Source organism: Marinagarivorans algicola (genome assembly GCF_001292705.1).
Classification (GTDB): domain Bacteria; phylum Pseudomonadota; class Gammaproteobacteria; order Pseudomonadales; family Cellvibrionaceae; genus Marinagarivorans; species Marinagarivorans algicola.
Genome location: NZ_LGAK01000060.1, coordinates 13,267 through 32,326 on the forward strand (window position 1 = coordinate 13,267; position 19,060 = coordinate 32,326).

The 19,060-nt window shown below is 44.2% G+C and carries 11 protein-coding genes; 8 read left to right on the forward strand and 3 right to left on the reverse strand.

Features of this window, described 5'->3' with window-relative positions; all coding sequences use genetic code 11:
* Window positions 1–351: 351 nt before the first annotated feature.
* A complete protein-coding gene (locus AC438_RS14860; RefSeq protein ID WP_053982047.1) occupies window positions 352–972 on the forward strand; it encodes a TetR/AcrR family transcriptional regulator in 621 nt (206 codons plus the stop codon).
* Window positions 973–1,159: 187 nt separating this feature from the next.
* On the forward strand, window positions 1,160–1,783 hold the full coding sequence (locus AC438_RS14865) for a flavin prenyltransferase UbiX (protein WP_172676769.1): 624 nt from the start codon (window positions 1,160–1,162) through the stop codon (window positions 1,781–1,783).
* 249 nt (window positions 1,784–2,032) lie between these two features.
* Here AC438_RS14865 and AC438_RS14870 read toward each other — a convergent pair whose 3' ends face one another.
* The gene (locus AC438_RS14870; protein WP_082354197.1) at window positions 2,033–6,262 is read right to left on the reverse strand and encodes a hybrid sensor histidine kinase/response regulator; all 4,230 of its coding nucleotides are present in this window, start codon (window positions 6,260–6,262) and stop codon (window positions 2,033–2,035) included.
* 443 nt (window positions 6,263–6,705) lie between these two features.
* Between AC438_RS14870 and djlA the strand changes: the two genes are divergently transcribed.
* The 4 genes from djlA (at window position 6,706) to AC438_RS14890 (ending at window position 10,034) form a co-directional block, all read left to right on the forward strand.
* Window positions 6,706–7,512, forward strand: a complete 807-nt coding sequence (gene djlA, locus AC438_RS14875; RefSeq protein WP_053982057.1) for a co-chaperone DjlA — start codon at window positions 6,706–6,708, stop codon at window positions 7,510–7,512.
* A 2-nt stretch (window positions 7,513–7,514) separates the two neighbouring features.
* Window positions 7,515–8,477 (forward strand): S1/P1 nuclease, encoded by a 963-nt coding sequence (locus AC438_RS14880; protein ID WP_053982050.1) that lies wholly within the window; start codon window positions 7,515–7,517, stop codon window positions 8,475–8,477.
* Window positions 8,478–8,534: 57 nt separating this feature from the next.
* Complete coding sequence (locus AC438_RS14885) at window positions 8,535–9,404, forward strand: SDR family NAD(P)-dependent oxidoreductase (protein ID WP_053982051.1); 870 nt, start codon at window positions 8,535–8,537, stop codon at window positions 9,402–9,404.
* Between the two features lie 237 nt (window positions 9,405–9,641).
* Entirely contained in the window at window positions 9,642–10,034 is a 393-nt protein-coding gene (locus AC438_RS14890; protein WP_156317103.1) for a hypothetical protein, read from the forward strand.
* 99 nt (window positions 10,035–10,133) lie between these two features.
* Here AC438_RS14890 and AC438_RS14895 read toward each other — a convergent pair whose 3' ends face one another.
* Both AC438_RS14895 and AC438_RS16655 read right to left on the reverse strand, forming a co-directional pair.
* Window positions 10,134–12,032: a hypothetical protein gene (locus AC438_RS14895; protein WP_053982053.1), complete on the reverse strand. Its 1,899-nt coding sequence runs from the start codon at window positions 12,030–12,032 to the stop codon at window positions 10,134–10,136.
* A 391-nt stretch (window positions 12,033–12,423) separates the two neighbouring features.
* A complete protein-coding gene (locus tag AC438_RS16655; protein WP_082354200.1) occupies window positions 12,424–14,775 on the reverse strand; it encodes a cellulase family glycosylhydrolase in 2,352 nt (783 codons plus the stop codon).
* A gap of 1,116 nt (window positions 14,776–15,891) precedes the next feature.
* Between AC438_RS16655 and AC438_RS14905 the strand changes: the two genes are divergently transcribed.
* Both AC438_RS14905 and AC438_RS14910 read left to right on the forward strand, forming a co-directional pair.
* Entirely contained in the window at window positions 15,892–18,498 is a 2,607-nt protein-coding gene (locus AC438_RS14905) for a P-loop NTPase fold protein (protein ID WP_053982054.1), read from the forward strand.
* 133 nt (window positions 18,499–18,631) lie between these two features.
* On the forward strand, window positions 18,632–19,060 hold a 429-nt coding region (locus AC438_RS14910; RefSeq protein WP_156317105.1), incomplete at its 3' end, for a hypothetical protein.

The window sequence follows — 19,060 nt, forward strand, 5'->3', positions numbered from 1 at the left end:
GCGTCAATGTGTGAACGCTCTAAGGCTTGGGGTCCCTACGGATAAGCGGCATCGCTCGATAGCGAGTATATGAGGGTTTGTGGTTCTTAGCTCGGCTCTAGCCACCTTTTATGCCTATATTGGTGAGCTTGAGAAGAATATTTTTACGTTATAATGTTCTCACCAAGCGGTATTATGAATATAGCCTAGCGATCGCGTAGGGTGCAGCGGTGTACGCGGCGCAACCTTTCAGTTGGTAGGTGTGCTAATGATAAGTCCGCAGCAGACGTGCAGTTTAGACAAAAGCCTGTATTGAAAAGCATACCGCAAGGTATCATAATACTTACTTAGCCTTTGATGATAGAGACCCCCATGCCACTAGATACACGCACCACCCTTTTAGAGACGGCTCTTGAGTTGATTTGGAGCAGTAATTATAACTCTGTTGGCGTCAATGAAATGTGTAAGCGCGCAGGGGTGACTAAAGGCTGCTTTTACCATCATTTTGACTCTAAAGTTGAGCTGTTTTGTCAGGCGACTGAATACTATTGGGAAAAAATCAAACAAGAACTCGATGCCCTATTGTCACCGATTAATAGCCCCCTAGAGCAGCTTGAGCAGTGGATTGCGCTAATTTTTAGTAACAAAATTGGTGACGATATTGAGCGTATGCCCGGCTGTGCCTTTTTTAATGCGGGTGCGCAAACAGGCTGTGGCGAGGCGCGTATCACCGAGACCTTGCAATTAATGATGGAGCGCGGCGCCAAATACAATTTAGCATTAGTGCGCAATTTAGAGTCGGGAGGCTATTTAACCCCAGTTGATGATGCTCCGCAAATTGCACGGCTCATGCAGCAATATATTCATGGCTTTATTAGTTACTCAGGGATTGCGCGTAATATGGAAAACGCCCGCAAAGATTTACCTGTGGGTATTTACCGCTTAATTGGTTTGAAAACACAGTACTGGCACAGCACCGATCGCTCTGCCTAATAAACACGCTCTAGATACAGCGCTATAAAACCAGCCCCACACAGCCAGTTCTATGAATATAGCCGTGTACAGGATCGGCTATTCGTGTACTTTTTATTGTTTGGCTGTCCATAGCAAGGTAATAGACTAGCGCGGTGCTAATGAGCGATGCCGGTTAGGCTGTATTTATTCATCGAGGGAATATTTCGTGCAAAACACAAAAATTAAAAAAATTACATTAGCCATTACCGGAGCCTCGGGTGCGCAGTATGGTTTACGTTTATTGGAGTGTCTGTTGGCGCAAGGTTGCTATGTTGACTTGATGATATCGCGTGCAGCGCAAGTCGTTATCAATACCGAGACACATTACGCAATTCCCGATGAATTTGATGCGCAGTTGGCTTGGTTAAATGAGCACTTTGTGAATCGCGCTAGTAATACCGGCAAGGTAACACTCTATAGTCGCGAAGACTGGTTTTGCCCTGCCGCCAGCGGCTCGAGCGCAGCTAGCCAAATGGTAGTATGCCCTGCCAGTGGCGGCACATTGAGTGCAATAGCGCATGGCGCAAGCAATAATTTGATTGAGCGTGCTGGTGATGTTGCGCTAAAAGAGCGCAGGCAACTTATTTTAGTCCCGCGCGAGGCGCCTTATTCACAGGTGCACCTCGAAAATATGCTAAAGCTAACACAAATGGGAGCGGTTGTTATTCCTGCTAGCCCAGGGTTTTATCAAAACCCCAAAACCATAGACGATTTAATTGATTTTGTGGTGGCACGTATTTTGGATCAATTAAAATTAGAGCAAACACTGCTGCCTTTATGGGGTGCTTAAGTGTTTGGTTGATAAGAATTAATTGTAATGATTCAGTTTGGCTGACCAATCTCACCTTATAGGTACTACTGGATTATATTTTGGGCATTTAATCGCCGGGCCTGCGGGTAGTAAGGGTTAGGCAGTACAGGGGCAAACTGCTGAAAGCGCTTATTATAGTGCTCTAGATAATGATTTATTAGCGCCTAATATCGGTGTCTGAATAGTTACCATTGAAGATAATTATTTGATTTTTATATATAACTTTTATCACTTTAATGCAGGGTTGTATACGGCTTCTGAGTTGACATTATTAGCTAAAGATCGTGCGTGTAAAAGCATAGTTAATTGCGCTTTTATTCTTGCCAGTAACTCTTCTTTTTTAACAGGTTTACTTACAAAGTCATTACCGCCACTTAAAAAACCTTGGGTTAATTCGCTTTCGACATCTTTTGCGGTTAAAAATATGACAGGGAGTTCGTAGAGGGGGTGCTCTTTGCGTAAAATTTCGCAGGCTTCGTAGCCCGTCATTTTGGGCATCATAACATCTAATACCACTAAGTCTATTTCTGGGTGTTCGGCTATTTTCTGCAAGGCGGTTTCGCCATTATCGGCTTCTATGACATTGTAATCGTGTAATTTTAAAATGCCTTTAAGTACCATGCGATTCACGGGATCATCATCTACGCTAAGAATAGTGAGTGGGCAACGTGTCTTTAAAGGTTGTACTTTAAGCTTGGATTTTGCAGTATTTTTATCGGATTTTTTATGATGTACAGCACCCGATGACTGTTTATCGCTTCGAGTATCGAGAGTGTGTTTTTGAATATTGTTTTGCTGAGTATTGTTTTGATGAGTATTGTTTTGTAGGGTGCCTTGGGTGTTATGTTGAGAGTTGTCTTGCGAATTTTCTTGCGAATTGTTTAGAGTGTCGTCTAGGGTGCTACGCACAGAACCTTGCACCGTCACAACTTTACTTTTACTCGCCGTAAAAATATCAGTAGGAGGAGGTACCTCAATTTTTTTATGTTTGTCACTTTGTGATAACGTTTTGCTGGTGGGCATTGTAAAAATAAATGTTGTGCCTTTACCCGGTTGTGAAATGACATCCATTTTGCCGCCATGCAGTTCGACGAGTTGCTTGGTAATAGCAAGGCCCAGCCCCGTACCGCCGTGCTCGCGCGCATCGGTATGCTCTAATTGGCAAAAAGATTGAAAAATCGTTTTTAAATCTTCAGGAGCAATACCAATACCGGTATCTTTAACGCGAATGGTAGTGGTGGCGTCATCTTGTTGAGCATTAATTTTTACGTAGCCTTGATCGCTGTATTTTATGGCGTTACCGATAAGATTGAACATGATTTGTTGTAAACGATTTTCATCGGCTTCTACAGCATAAAATGGGTTGGGTATTTCATTTTGTAGCTTAATCGGTTTGTTATTTGTTAGCGGCGCTAATAGTGTAATGACGGTATCGGTTAAATAGCGTAAATCCACGGGTTGCAGTTTGAGCTCTATTTGCCGATCGGCCAATTTTGATAAATCTAAAATATCATTAATTAAATGAGATAAGCGCTTACCGCTAGAGACAATCATATTAAGTTGACTGATTTTTGCTGCCTCTAATTCATCGCAACAACTATCGCGTAAAGATTCGGCCAAGCCAATAATGCCATTTAAAGGCGTGCGCAATTCATGAGATGTATTGGCTAAAAAAGAATCCTTCATTTTATCAATTTTGACGAGCTGGGCATTGACTTCGCGCTCTTGCTGCAACTCCACTCGTTTGGCTTTTTGGCGGGTATAAGCCCAAATAAAAACAAATAAAACAAACATATAAACACTATAGGCCCACCAAGTTTGCCAATATGGGGCTTTAATTGTGATCTTAAGCTCGCTATTTGTCGTGCTCCATACACCGGCGGCATTGGCAGCTTTAACTTTAAGCGTATATTTACCTGGGCTAATGTTGGTGTAGTTGGCCGTGTGTTTGTTACCTACATCATTCCATTTTTTATCAAATCCTTCCAGTAAATAGGCGTATTGATTACGATTGGCAGAGCGGTAACTGAGTGCCGAAAAAGATACCGAAAAAACGCGCTGGCTATAGTCGAGCTCAATAGCATTGGTTTTGTAAATGGCATCTTTTAAAGGCGAGCCCTCGGCTAAGCCTGTGACACTTTCGTTAAATATTTTAAGGTCGGTAAAAACCGCTTGAGGTGGCGAAGTATGGGTGTTGATTTTATTTACATCAACAATACTTAGGCCCTCGGTTGAGCCTAAATATAAAAGACCGTCTTCATCAATATAGGTGGCGTCACGATTAAAATTGTTGCCGATTAAACCGTGGCTTTTTTGATAATGTTTAATAAGGTATTTAGCCTGAGAGTGTGGTCCGTGATTGCTTTGGCTGGGCATACTACCGCTAGCGGCATGTGTATTCAGTTCGATACTGACAACGCCTTTATCGGTGGTTGCCCAAACTTTACCATCAGGCGCCTGAACCATACTGGCAACATTACTCGAGGGTAGGCCGTCTTTGAGTGTAATATGGTTAAAATATTTGCGAGCCGGATCTAAAATACTAATACCGCCCCCTTGCGTACCCACCCACAGTTGCTTTTGAGTATCTTCTAATAAAGAAATGACGCGATTATTACTCAGTGTTTGGGGGTTGCTGGGGTCACTAAAGTAATGCTCGAAGGTTTGTGTGTCTTTATTGAATTTATTTAAGCCGTGCAATGTGCCGGCCCAAATAGCCCCAGAAGAGTCCTCGAGTAGTGTCCATACATGAGCGTTGGAAACGTGATGCGCGGTTGCAGGGTCGCTCGATACATAGTGTTTGAATTTGCCTGTTTTGGTCTCTAAAAAATTTAAGCCACCGGTTTCGGTACCAATCCAAAGGTTTTTGTCTTTATCAATAAGTAAGCTCCAAATATAGGCGCTGTTAACGGTATTGGGGTTAGCAAGGTTGGCGGCATCGGGTAAAAATTGTGTAAAGGTGTTGCTTGACGTATCGAGCTTATGCAAGCCGCCAGACCAAGTGCCCACCCATAAATCGCCGTTTTGGGCTTCGGCAATAGAGAGTACCGCATTGGATTGTAAGTGACCGGCTTGACCAGGTTTTGCCGTATAGCGCCGACTTTGGTGGGTGTGGGTATTAAAGGCATTAATACCGCCTTCGGTGCCTATCCATAAATGCCCTTGCTGGCTTTTTTGAATGGTGAGTAGGGTGCTGTGGCTTAAGCTGGTTGCTTGATGAGGCAGGTGCGCATAGTTTTGAAACACAGTGCTTGAGCGATCAAAAAAATTGGTCCCAATGGGGAAGGCGCCAATCCATAAATCGCCTTGTTTGTCTTCAAAAACACTGCGAATATTATTAGAGCTTAAACTGCTGGTATCGTAAGGGTTGTGCTTAATATGACTAAAGTCATCGGTGGCGTAATTGTAGCGCGCTAGGCCGCCATGGTCGGTGGCTACCCATAAATTGTTAAGGCTATCTTCAAAAATATTCCAAACAGTATTAGAGCCTAGTGAGTGGGCATTGTTGGGATCGTTGCGATAATTGGTAAATGTTTTAGCGTCTGCATTCATACGGCTAATGCCGCCACCAAAACTACTCACCCAAAGGGCGCCGGTATGGTCGCGAATAATATCAGTAATGCGATTGTGGCCAATGGTACTCGGTTGTGCAGGGTTGTGAGCAAACACTTCAATCGCAAAAGGCTTGCGCTGCAATTTAATTAAACCCGATTCAGTGGTACCCAGCCAAATATCTCCATTGGCCTCGCTATACACCGCGTGAATAGCGGCACTAGGCAGGCGGTAAGGGTCTTCGGGGCGATCGGTAAAGCTTTGATAGTTACGTCGATCGGCATCTAAGATATTAAAGCCGTTATCTGTACCAATCAGCAAGTTGTTATGGCTATCTACTGCAAGGGCGCGCACCGAGTCGCCGGTGATCGAGTTTGCTGTCAAGCCCTTGGAGCGAAAGCTGGTAAAGTCATCACTGGCTGCATTGTAGCGCCCAAGACCGGCATCGGTTGCCAGCCACATAACCCCATCATGATCAAAAACAATATCCCATATGGCGTTGCTGGTGAGCGAACTGGGGTTGTTGGCATTGTGTTGATAAATTTTAATGTCGTGGCCATCGTAGCGAGCAAGCCCGTGTTCGCCGCCAAACCAAATAAAGCCGTAAGGGTCTTGGCGGGTGACGTAAATGGCGTTGATGACTTCATCACTGTCGGTGCCTTGCAGCAATCGCTTAAATCGAATTGTATCGAGCTTAATTGTATTGGTTTGATCGAGGGGCTCTAGCTTAGTACCGGCTGGGTGGTTATGACCGCTAAAATCAATATCCGCAGGCTTCATATTGCCTTGCTTGGGGGGAGCTTGCGCAAGGCGAGCTGATGCAAAAGCGGTGATAGGCTGAGCAATGGCCATTAGCCCACACAGTAGGTGAAAGGTGGCTAAAAGGCTAGCAGCGAATAGACGCATGGCGTTGACTCTCGAGAAGGGCTTGTTCAAGTATAGTCAAGCTGGCTTTGTGCGCTCGAACGGTGTTGAGTGACGTGCAAAGCAAGATAAGTCGTAACTATTCAGCCAAGCTGAAAACGTTCACCTGATAGGGGGCTGGTGGATTATTTTCTGGGTATTTAAGTGCTAGGAGTACTTAAATAGCGCCCACAGATGGCTTGAGCGGCCCAAGCAATGATTCATTTCGGTATCGCTAAATAGTTACGATAAGCCATGTATTGATGTAGCCTGCGGGTACAATAGCTTGGTTTTGTCGGCGCTCTGGTTTAGTCTGCTCCGTTAGGCTAGATGACGAGTGCGGTGATTGGCAGGTTTGGGTTGTCTGCTTGTGTCGAGAGTGTGAGCTAGCGGCGGTTGTGACAGTTGGTCAGTATCTAATTGAATGAGGTTAAAAGGTAATGGGTATGATTATTCGCATCGTGTGCGCGGTGCTGGGTGCAAAGTTATGGGGGGTTTGGGGTCTAATTGCGGGGCTGGTTGCTGGGCATTTTATTGTAAAAGGCTTATTGACTCGCCGCCGTCGCTTAGATCCACTAGTGCGTCAAAAAATAGAAACCACCGTCTTTGGCACAGCCTTTCCATTAATGGGGTATTTAGCCAAAGTCGATGGGCGCGTGAGCGAGCAAGAAGTGCAAGCGACCGAGCAGCTAATGGCGAGTATGCGTTTAAGCCCAGAGCAGCGCAAAGAGGCGATTCATTTATTTAAAGGTGGCGCGCAGTCTGAATTTAACCCCGAGCCTTTAGTGAGCCACTTTTTAACCGTGTGTGGGCAATATATTGATATAAAGCAAATATTGTTAGCTTATTTAATTGCTATAGCGCTGGCTGATGGCACAGTTCATGATGCCGAAAAACAAGCCCTACAAAAAATTGCCGCACAGTTGGGTTTTAGTGCCTTTTTATTTGAGCGCATGCTAAAAGCTGCCGAAGCCCAGCAGCGCTTTAGAGGTGGTTACTACCGTAGTCGCGCAGGCGGTACGCAAGCGCCTAATGCTGCCGAGGAGCTTACAGGCGCTTATCAGGCTTTAGGTTTAGAGCCCAGCGCAACCGATAGTGAGCTTAAAAAAGCTTACCGTAAATTAATGAGCCAATACCACCCCGATAAACTAGCCGGCCAAGGCATACCTGATGAGATGATCAAGGTAGCCACCGAGCGCTCGCAAGAAATTCAGGCGGCTTACGATGTTGTTAAAAAGTCGCGTAAGGGATAATTGTGTTTTGGCGACAGGCGGTTTTGATTTGGATTTTGGTTTGGGGGTGGCTGGGTGCGCAGCAGGCTGTGGCGTGGTCGTACCAGGGGCATGCGAGCATTGCGCGCCAGGCTTTAGCGCAATTACCTCTTGAGCAGCAGCGCTTTTTTAATCGCAATGCCAAGGCCTTATTACTCAACGATAAGGCCAAAAAATGGCGCTATTCCCTGAGGTCGTATGAGCCATTTGCTTTGGCGGCAGTCTGGCCCGATACCCGTCGCGATAGCACATTACACGCACTGTTTAATCGCTATGCCGGTGGTGCGATGCCGCCGATATTCAAGCCTTATGCTGCGCATAAAACAGCCAATTGGCACTATGTTAATCAGCAGTATTGGGATAGCGCCAGTCGCAGCCTGGTACAAGTTAATACGCCCAAAGCGCGTTGTCATACGCGTGTTAATGGTGATTTGGCACGGGTATGGCCGGCATTGCTCACCGCTTATCAACAAGCGCCTAGCGCTGCCGAGCGCGGTTTTTGGATGGCTTTTATTAGCCACTTATTAGCCGATGCGTATCAGCCGCTACACGGCTTGGCGGCGCTTAATAATAACTGCCAGCATGATGCTGGCGGCAATGCGCATTGTTTAGCAACGACAAAACACGCCAATATTCAAAAAAAGGGCCGCTGTAAGCTCAGTTTGCATCGGGTGTGGGATGCGGGCTTTGGTATATTTACCGCAGCAACACTCGGGCCTATCAAACCGGCCAAGGCTATTGACAGTGTACCGGCGGCTGAGCAATTACTGCCTCGGGCTTTAAAAACTCATGGGCCTTTGGCGTCGTTTATTTACAGTGCGCCACCAGGGCAGGTGTTGAGTACCCAATACCGCGCCCAAGCGGCCCATATTACGCAAACCCAGGCCCAGCGTGCGGCTAGTGAGTTGGCTGCGCTATTGGCCTACCTTTATGCGGCTGCGCATTAATAGCGGCACATTCATAGCGGCACATTAACCGTCACGTATTAACGATTGGATTTCATCATGGAACAAAAAAATACCCCACCCTTAGCGACGCACGAGCGCGGTTCGGTGGTGATTACAGGCTGCTCTAGCGGTATTGGTTTGTGTGTAGCCAAAGGCTTGCAAGCTAAAGGTTACAAGGTACTAGCGTGTTGCCGCAACACGCAGCAGCAAGCGATACTTAGCGAGTATTTTGAGCAGGTTGTTGTTTTTGATTTAGCCAAAAGCGATGAGGTTGAGGCGGGTATTGCGCAAATTTTAACAATAACCGGCGGCCATATTTATGCGCTTTTTAATAATGCCGCGTATGGTCAGCCAGGCGCTGTTGAAGATTTAACCCGCGAAGTGTTAGAGCAGCAGTTTGCCACGAATGTTTTTGGTACCCATCAATTAACATGCGGTTTGCTGCCGGCTTTACTGGCACAGCCCCACGCGCGGCTTATTCAGCACAGTTCGGTATTGGGTTTTGTGGGTATGGGTTTTAGAGGGGCTTATAATGCGAGCAAATATGCTTTAGAGGGTTTAACCGATACCTTACGGCAAGAGCTAATGAACACCAATGTACAGGTTAGTTTGATTCAGCCTGGGCCAGTATTAAGTCATTTCAGAAAAAACGCCTTAAATGCTCTAAAAGCGCATATTAATATGGCTCAAAGCCGCCATGCAGCAACCTACGCCCTGAGCTTACAGCGTTTACAAACCGAAGGCGCCGCAGTACCGTTTACCGTACCCCCCGAGGCTGTATTAAAGCGTGTGCTGCACGCACTAGAAAGCAAAAACCCCAAAGTGCGCTACCCCGTTACCCAGCCTACCTACGTATTGGGTTTTTTAAAGCGCGTTTTATCGCATCGTTTATTTGATACGCTTGTTAAGGCGGCGAGTAAGGCTTAGGCGAGTGTAATAATGGGTGTTTCAGAGGGTGCTTGATGCTCGAAGGGCGATAAAAACGGCCATATCAAACGCTGTAAATGTTAACTTCTCATCGAGGGCTCCACCCAGTAATAAATCGGCTTTTAAATGAAGCTTGCATTTAAAAATAATTTTATTAAGAATTGTATAATCAAAAATATCTATGCAGCAAGCTGCCTGTTATTGGTGGCATCGTGCGCCACAGTGCAAAGCACGTATGTGCCCACAGAGCTGAGAAAAAATGTATCAACGTATTTACATGCTGAATACGGCACTGTAACAGGCGAAGACCCTAGATTTATATCAACACTACAAAATTGTAAAGATCGCGCATACCAAGATGGCATCAACGTTGACGGTAGCAATATTACAGATGTAGATACACTGAATCAGTTGTTTTCAACGTATCTTAAAAATAAGCCTCAAAAGAAGATTAAAAATTTTAGGGATATCCCTACCACCGATAAACAAATTGATGCAATCGTCAATGAAAACCCAGAAGACCCTGATTACATTAACGCGATTCGACGGGCTAGAAAATCTATTGCAAGTTGTAGAGAAAGTGCCTTTAAGCTGATTCGAATGGATGTTTACCACAAAGAAACAGGTTAAATAATAAACACCATTAATTTTTAGTATTTTCAACAAATATATGCCCCTTTTAAATAGGGGTATATTCAGTCTGTGTATATCCAATATAACGCCATAAAATCAAGCTTTAACCAGTAAGGTAAGCCACACCAAAGTGCTCACAGGGAAGGCGGTCATGCAGCCTATAGTGATGGTTGACAAGCGGCCATGAGTCGAGGCGATACGGCTAGAAAAATACACAAATGACAAGAGCAGGGGATAAATATAACGAAAGTCTGTATTACATGATAAAGGGACTTTTATTCTATAAGCCAATAAAAAAATCAATGAAAGAACCCACAGCAAATGCCAAGGTAGTGATTTATAGATAGATTTAGCGATCAATGGCCAGCCTACATCATCAATGGTTTTGAGTGCGCAGTAGCCCAATGTTGCCAGCATTAACAATAATAAAATGCCATTAAAAACTCCCCATGCTGTCATCCAGCTAGCGTCAAAAAAATATTCTGACGTTAACGATGATCGTAATAAAAAGTTCCAAAAATATTGCCTGCCATATTCATCACTCCACGTACTTATAAAAGGGGATGTTAAAAAAGTTTTAAGGTCAAAAATAATATAATTAAGTAGGCTGTTATCGACTCTTAAGCCTGGGTTAATGGTGGTGCCAACATTGGCGAGTAGCCAATCATCAGCTTCACCAATGGTGTATTTGTAAATGTTGTCGCCTAAATTCACCGCTATGCCTAAAACCGCAAAGGCGGCTACAACGCATAGCGGGCGATAGTATAAGGCTAATATTTCTTTTGTTTTTCGTAGCGTTAAAATAGGCTGTATAGCCAGTATGCCTAATAAGCCTAATAGTATAGCGGTTAAAATTAAGCCGTTTGATTTGGTTAAAACGGCCAAAAACATCCAAAAACTAGCCCAAAAAATATAGATCGTCTGTTTTGAGCGCCACCATTTTAGAGTAAAGTAAAATGATAAAATACTTAAAGCATAAAGGGGTAAATCATTACCTATACGCACGCTATGAATAATGCCTGCAGGCCAAAAGCTCAATAGCAAACTGGCGATATTTAATATTGTATAATTGCCTACCCCGCCTTTTAACGCACCCAAGGCGGTAATCACAAAAACAACCCAAAACCATAGCGCGAGTATGCGTGCCCATAGGTCGCCATTGTTGATATTATTGGGTAAAAGATACGTTTTTACTGTGGCTGCAACCCCGTAATATAATGGTGGTTGGTGATATTCCCAACCGTCACTAGGGTTGGGCAGTGCCCAGTTATCTGCGACATATTCAATATAATCTTTATGTCCGCCACCTTCATAGACATCAAAAATTCTTTCTCGCTCATCGGTGACCGATAAGTACATAACGCAGAGCAAAAAACTAAAAATAGCTATTGCCAGTTGTGATAAATAAATGCGAATGCTAAGCGATAAAAACACGGCGTATACCGCCATTATTAACCATAGCATCGTGCCTTGTAATAATGTCATTTTACTGCTGATGTCGACATTAAACGATGCAGGGTTGCTGTGATTTTTGAGTTTAAAAATCAACTCATCTTCTGATGAAAAATCAATATTTATAGCCATGCCTTGAGAGAAGTTGCGCAACTGGCGTAATGAAAAATGAGATAAGTCATAAGCTTTGCCATTAACGCTCAGTGCTAGTAATTGGTCATCAGGGTACACTTTAAGCGGTGTGTCAGTATGCCCATTTAACACTTTTAGCTTAACCCAATAGTCGCCCGTGTAATAACGAGTAAAAGGTAAATTAACAGATTCATAAATAACGCCATCGCTAGACCAATGAGTGCTGGTGATATGTGCACCTTTTATTTGGGATATTAAGCAAAGACAATAGATGGTTAAAACAGAGACTGCAGAAAAAATAACGAGCCTTGAAAGCCAGCTTAATATCTGCCATCTCTCATAAAGGCGAAAGTGAAGCGTCCTTACCTGAATATTTACACGGTGCAGTATTTTATGTAATGCATTAAGCACGTATAACTCCTTACGAAAAAATATAACCAACCTGCCGATTGTAATAATATAAATGTGCAATAATATTCATTGCTGATGAAATAGAAAAGAATAAGCCACTTAAAATATCATCTAGAAATCATACAGTGATGTATTGGGAGAGGTTGTTAAAAAATGTTAAAGGATGTTAAAGAGTGTTAAAAAATGTACAAGAATGAAAAGATGTTAGAGGGAGAGGGTAGAAGGAGTGAGTGCTTTGGCGAGCTTGAACGAGGCAAGATTAGCTTAGGCCATATTCAATACAGCGAAGTTATTAATAGGCTATTTATTGTAATGTAAGTGTTGTAAGAAAATCGGGTTAGCTGTTGAAATTATCTTCAAAAGCTAACCCGGTTAACGCAATACTATATACTTATTGGCCCCATAGGCGATTTAATAAGTTGGTTTTTCTTGCATCAAAGGGTTGCCAAGTACCCCATCCTTCGGTATTGGATATTGGGTCGTAGCTGTGGCCGTACCAACCACCGGTATCACCAGATTCTGGATTCATACCCCAGTAGCAACCTTGAATATTTTTTGAAATCATATATTCAACAAAAGCGGTTTGCCATTGGCCGTCAACAATACCCGGTGTAATGTGCGACCAAGTTTCGCGGTCACCAGCTGAGGCGTTAGTAGGCCAATCCCAATTGCCGCCAAATTCACCAACAACCATAGCATAGCCTTGCGACCTTAAATAACCAAAATGTTCATCCCACCCAGGAATAAGACGTGCGGGGTCGATCACCAAATTACACCCTAGTTGGCCGGCTTCTTCACCTTCTAGGCCTTCACACTCGGGTTGGTTAGGGTCCATAAACATCGCTTGCTGAAAAACAGAAGGGCCATAGGTGTGCGGTGATAAGACTAAACGCTCTTTAGGAATATTTAATGGGTTAGCGCCCATTTCAAAAAAGTTCTCGCCCCAATTAGGATTAGAGGCTAGGTCGCCATGCGGTGTTTGCTCTATAGTGTCTGGCGTGCCATCTTGATTGCCCGAAGAGCCCGAAATACCTTCTACAAAAATTAAAAGGTTAGTGTTAACCTCGTTAATTGCCGTATAGGCCGCCTCCACTAACGACTTCCATTCGGCCCACGAGTAATCCCATGGTTCGTTATAGACATCAATCCCAATAATATTATCAACACCCAGTTGCGCCGGTAGCGCGGCAATTTCACGTAGATTGGCAAGCCACGTTTCTTTATCATAGGCTTGAATACGGGTAACGCCGGCAGGGTTGCCCGAGGAAGCGCAAGAGCTATCTTCGCGGTAATAATCATACTGTTTGCGAACAGAATCCACATACGGTGGGCGCGCATCTAAGCGGCCTGCACGCCAGCCTACGTAATTAGAGCACGAGTGAATATCAATAAAAACATCAACATTGTTTTGGTCTGCGGCAATAATTAATTCCTCTAGCGCTTGGCGAGAGTTGGGGACAAGCACTGAAGTATGATTTTTAAGGTTGGGCGCCAAGCCTTGTGGGTTGGTAGGGTCTAAGGTTTGTGGTGCAATGGGTATACGCAGCGTATTAAGCCCCATGGCGGTGATTTCTGATAGGGTTTGTTGCACGGTGCGGCCGGTGGGGTTCCAAGTCATATTTCCAACATAAAGCTCCATAGGTGCGCCGCTTGGGTTGGTTGGCTCATCCGAGGGCTCATGTCGGCCCTCAAGGCCAAACCAGTTGGCGCAGTGGATGGGTTTAATAACGCCGTCTTTGGTAATGTTACCGTTAGTATCTACACGGAACACACCTGCACCCAAGGGGTTCGATGACGAACTAGAGCCTACCGAGCTCGTGGCCGAAGACTGCGCACTGCTGCTTGCGCCATGACTGTTTATAGTAATGTTAGAGACAGTATAAATTTCATCACTAAAGCTGGTTTTGCCCTCTACAATCACCTCGAGTGTATTGCCGCGCAAGCCATTTTTAGAAACTATTTTTTGAGCAAAGGCATTGGTGTTTTGCGATAGCGTCATTTTAGGACCGCCATCTATTTTGTAATAAATAGTTAAAAAGTCGGAGGGCTCCATGGGCCCAGCACCGAGCGCCAGCAATGATAGATTCACAGTACTATTGCATGAGATATCAATAACGCCCGACGACCAAGTGGCAGAGCGGTTAGAAATAGATATGCCATTATTGCGATAAGGTAGGTTGCAGGTGCCACTCACACTCGAAGCGCTACTGGCGGCAGAGCTAGCAACACTCGAGCTTGATACGCTAACACTTGACGATGAACTGTTTGGCGTTGAGCTACTTGCGGGCACTGAGCTAGCCACACTGCTCACAGAGCTACTACTCGGCGGCGATATTGACGAGCTTGTGCCCGTGCTGCATACATCCCCTAGTATAACGGGTACCTCTGCAATACCTGATGGGCCTATAGAGCCCTGTACACCAAACTCAACACTTTGGCCTGGGGCAATGTTGGCGTTCCAGCCTAGCGGTGTTGCGGTATAGGGGTTGCTGCCTGTCACATTAGCATTCCAACCGCTATCGCGTTTATCGCCGTTACTATATTGCCAAGAAACACTCCAGCCATTAATGGTTGTGGCTGTATTATTGTTAATTTTAATGGCTGCCTGAAACCCCGAGCCCCATTGGTTAGCAATAACATAACTGCATTGCGCGGCAGAGGCTGTGCCTGCCCAGGCCGCCGAAGCTAAACTTACGCCAAGTGTCGCAAGCCAACGCCCGCGATTGTGTGTGTTTATCAACATAATAAAATGACTCTCAAAGAATAATGATCTGCCAATGACAAAAGCGCTGCATAGCGTATTTTTATGCATAAACCTAAAAATACAGTGCCTTGTCAATGGTATGAATATGCCCTGTGTTAAGGCGCCGTTACTGCTCAATTACGCTTGTTATTTTTGTTATCGTCGAATACAAGGAATAGCCGTTATTTTGAGATGGTAGTGCTATAGCGATGGCATTGTTCCCAAGCAAGATCATTGATGATTCAGTATTAAAGTCAAGATGGGTTATGCCATGAAAGAATTTAAGATGCCCATTTTTATTTTTTGTGAGGGTGTCTTGATTAATAGTCTTTTATGATAATGGTGTACGGTACTGGTGCCTTGAATAGTTACGTTTAAATTGGTGAGCAGCATTGTAAGGAACAAGGCAATAATAGTTTGCCCAATTAAACGTAGGGTTCTGTTTTCTCGGCGAGGCGCCCGAAAGGGCGCATGCTAGGGCATGTAACACTTTGAGCAACGCAGCAGAAGAGAGTGTCTGTCTCGGCGGTTATATCTCGCCCCGCACGATGACTGTTTTCAAAAGCGCCGTAAAATCGTCCCTTATGGCTCCACTCGGCATCCTGCCTCAAAGGCTTTGAAAACAGTTATCGTACGGGGCTGGCGGGTATTTGGGGCGGTGGATCGGTAGTGGCTGGGGGAGGCAGGCGACAGGCAAAAAGTGAGTGGCTGTTATTGTCAGTAGTTTAGCGGGTTATATCTCGCCCCGTACGATGACTGTTTTCAAAAGCGCCGTAAAATCGTCCCTGATGGCTCCACTCGGCATCCTGCCTCAAAGGCTTTGAAAAAAGTCATCGTACGGGGCTGGTGGGTATTTTAGTCGGTGGATCGGTAGTAAAACGAAAACGAGTGCTTGTCCCAGCGGGTTGCAAGTTTGAGCGATAGCTGTAATAGCCTTTTATAATAATGATGCGCACTGCTGGCAGCTCTGTATGACTGGCTTTATATTGATGTTTATGCATGCATGCCGCTATACCCAAACACGGTTGTGCGTGCAAGCGATTAGCCATTGTGGCATTAACGGATAAACTCTTATCAACGTATTGATTTAACGTATTAATTAAAGGTGTGCAGGTGATGGTTAAGCGTCAGTGTCTTATTGCCAAACGTTGGTGCGATATTGTGTTGTACAGTCTAGTGGCTGCCGCGGTTGTGCAGCTTATAGCGGTGCCGTTAGGGGCGGCGCTGCTTGCCGCTATACCCGTTATGGCAGGGCTTGAGTTAACGTGTTTTATCGCGCTAATTATTTTTATGTCGCTGGGTGCTGTTAAACAATTTGGGTTGCTGCGGCCTTCGCATATCAAGCCTTGGCAGAGCATTTTTTGGGCGCATCCGCCTTTGTGGCTGGCTATGGTGTTGGGGTGGATTACTGTAACCCAGCCTTACCCTGTTGTGTGTTATGTGATGGCTTTTAGTGGGCTTTTTTGTATCGTGATGCTTGCTTTTGGGCGACGTGCTAAGCCTGCGGCCACAGGTATTGCCTATGCGTCTATGGCCGGTGGCAATATCACCACATGGGATACCGCTAAATTATTGCAGTGGGCCAAAGAAGAGTTACCCCTTAAGCAGGGCGACCAATTACTGTTTGGTCGCATTAAATATGTTAATGCCATCCTTAACCGTTTAATGACCGCTGACTCGCAGGTGGTTCGCCAGCCCAAAAGCATGGCGCTGCTAGGCGAATATGGCTCGGGTAAGTCGTCAATCATTAATGCGGTGGCCACCCATATAAAGCAGCAAGGCTGGCTGGTGGTTAACGTTGATGCTTGGGAGCGTGACCCCGCTACATTTGATGAGCAAGTATTAAAATTAATGCTCAACGAGCTAGCCGCCGTGACCGATGTGAGCGGCTATATGACGGTGCCCGATGCCTATCATAAAGCGCTGCAAGCCCAGCGTGGCTGGTGGGCCACACTTAGCCATTTGTTGGGTGATACACAAGATGCCCAAAAAACACTGCAAAGTATTTTTAATCTATTAGCCGTACTTAATAAACAGATGCTAGTAGTCATAGAAGACTCCGACCGCGGTATAGACAGCGATAAACCAAAGCGTTGCCAAAGCGCCATGGCGCTAATCGACCGCTTACAGAAAAATCCGAGCAGCCGCATAAAGGTGATTATGACCGGTAGCCCAGAGATAATGAGTGGCGATATGCGTGTGATTGAATATAAAGAAACACTCGCAACCCCAGCCTCCGATTTTGCTGAGATATTAAATAAACTGATACAGGGCCCGTGGAATTTACATGCGGCCAATAAAATATGGCCTAATGGCATGCCCCATTTTAATGCCGGAGACTTCCCCTTTGGTACACCACGTGATTTTAAGCATGTAATACGCGATGTAGATGCCCTTTGGCGCGGCCAAGGCCGTATTGACGATAATCAAATACCGGGTGACCTTTGCGGTGAAATTGAGCTTAAGCAGTTGGTATTGTTAAGTCTTTTAAAAGAATATGACCATTCTTTTTTTGAGTTTTTTAAGTTGTTAATAGAAGCGAGAGATAAAGGCAGGGCGCGTAAATTTTATAACATTGAATGTGGTAGGAATATTTTTACTATGAGTTCCTTCATGTGCAATCAAAAGTCAAATTCTAAGAATAATGATGGGAAGGATGGGGTTGAAAATAATGAGGATGAAGTTTCAATATTCTGGAATGAAATTACGTTAAATAAACGAAGAGATTTAGAGCGCTTTATCAATATAATAATGACTTGTGGCTCACACCAAATAGTATCGTATGCGGGTAGAATTAATTACTTAAATCGCTTTGTCGAACGCTCAAGTAATACTGGCGATGCGACAGATGTTGATTATGGCGCTTTACTTCCTGATGAGCGCTTAAAAGACCAAGAGTATTTGCAGGCTATGGCGGCTATTCATCAGGCTTTAGTGAATGGGGGAGAATTAGATGCAAAAGATGTTAAAAGGTTTATTTGCAGCGGCCCGCTAAGCCATTACCTTTACTTAAAAATAGCAGAATATGATTCGGTAGATGAAAGTAAAAAGTTGAGGCCTTTATCTCTTGACTATTTCAGTCGCTTAGCTTCTAAAATAATACAGGTTATGCCTACTGTTAAATATTCTAAAAATAATCTAGGGCATCCTGCTGGTCAGCATCTTCAAAAAATAATAATTTATGTATTTCATGAAGCGTCTAAAGATATTTTTTTTGAATTGTTGCTAAAGGCGCTCGCAGCTGACTGTACTGCAGGTGCGTGTTTACTTGAAAAAAATATGCTAGAAAATATGAATAATAGTGATAAATATATAGATGATGATTTGTGGGGCTTATATCGCGTAGCATTTAATAATGTGCGTATAACGCCCAAAGTACTCGAAGAGATACAAGGTGAAGATCATTGGCTTTTTGTGCGTACTTTGATGGAAGCCATAGCGGTTGATAATAGTTGTAATAGTAAAAATATAATAAGGATTTTAACTCATTATAAGGTAAATAATAAATTGTCTGAGCATGATTTCTCGGCTATTAAAAACTGCATTAATTTGTTGGAACAATTAAATAAAATCGAACCAATGAGGTTGTTTGATGAAGATATGTTCCACAATGAAAAGTATGCAAAGTACTTGGGTGGGGATCTAAAAAGTGTAATTAAAATCAGGATAAATAGAATCAAAGAATTAAATAACCTTTTAAACGATACAATCCCTGATGTATAAACACTGTTACATAAACCTGCCATTATCGAGCTGATGTTGCTCCCATGTAGGCGCATGGTGATTAGTGAAAGGTTTATAGATAAACAGACGGCTTGCCTATCGGGTATATTGAATAAAAACTAAGAGATAAATAATGATTAAACCGAGTGAATTCGAACGTAGATTACAACATGTGCGAGCCCACGGCGCGAGTCCTGCGAAAGGGCTTGAAGGTTATCTTAGTGCTTTCCATAAAATGCAAGGTAACCCAAAGATCGTTAATTCGATCAATGGGGTGGCTAATTTTTATCGCAGAAAATCCTTGTTGGCTTGGTTTGATCATCAGGATGCGCAGGGTGTGATAAAAATGGCTTGGCTTTCGATGGTGGCCAAAAGGGCATCGGTGCAAGTTACCGGAGTTGCAGCGGGGCGATTCACGAATAAAGATATGCTGTACTGTTTGTTATCGAACGAAAAAGGTTTAATACATTGGATGTCGCAGTATTTAGCTAGCGACTTTTTTGAGGCGAAGAAAAAAAATGTTGCCTGTAACGACCCTTCGTCTTCGTTTTTTAATTGGTTA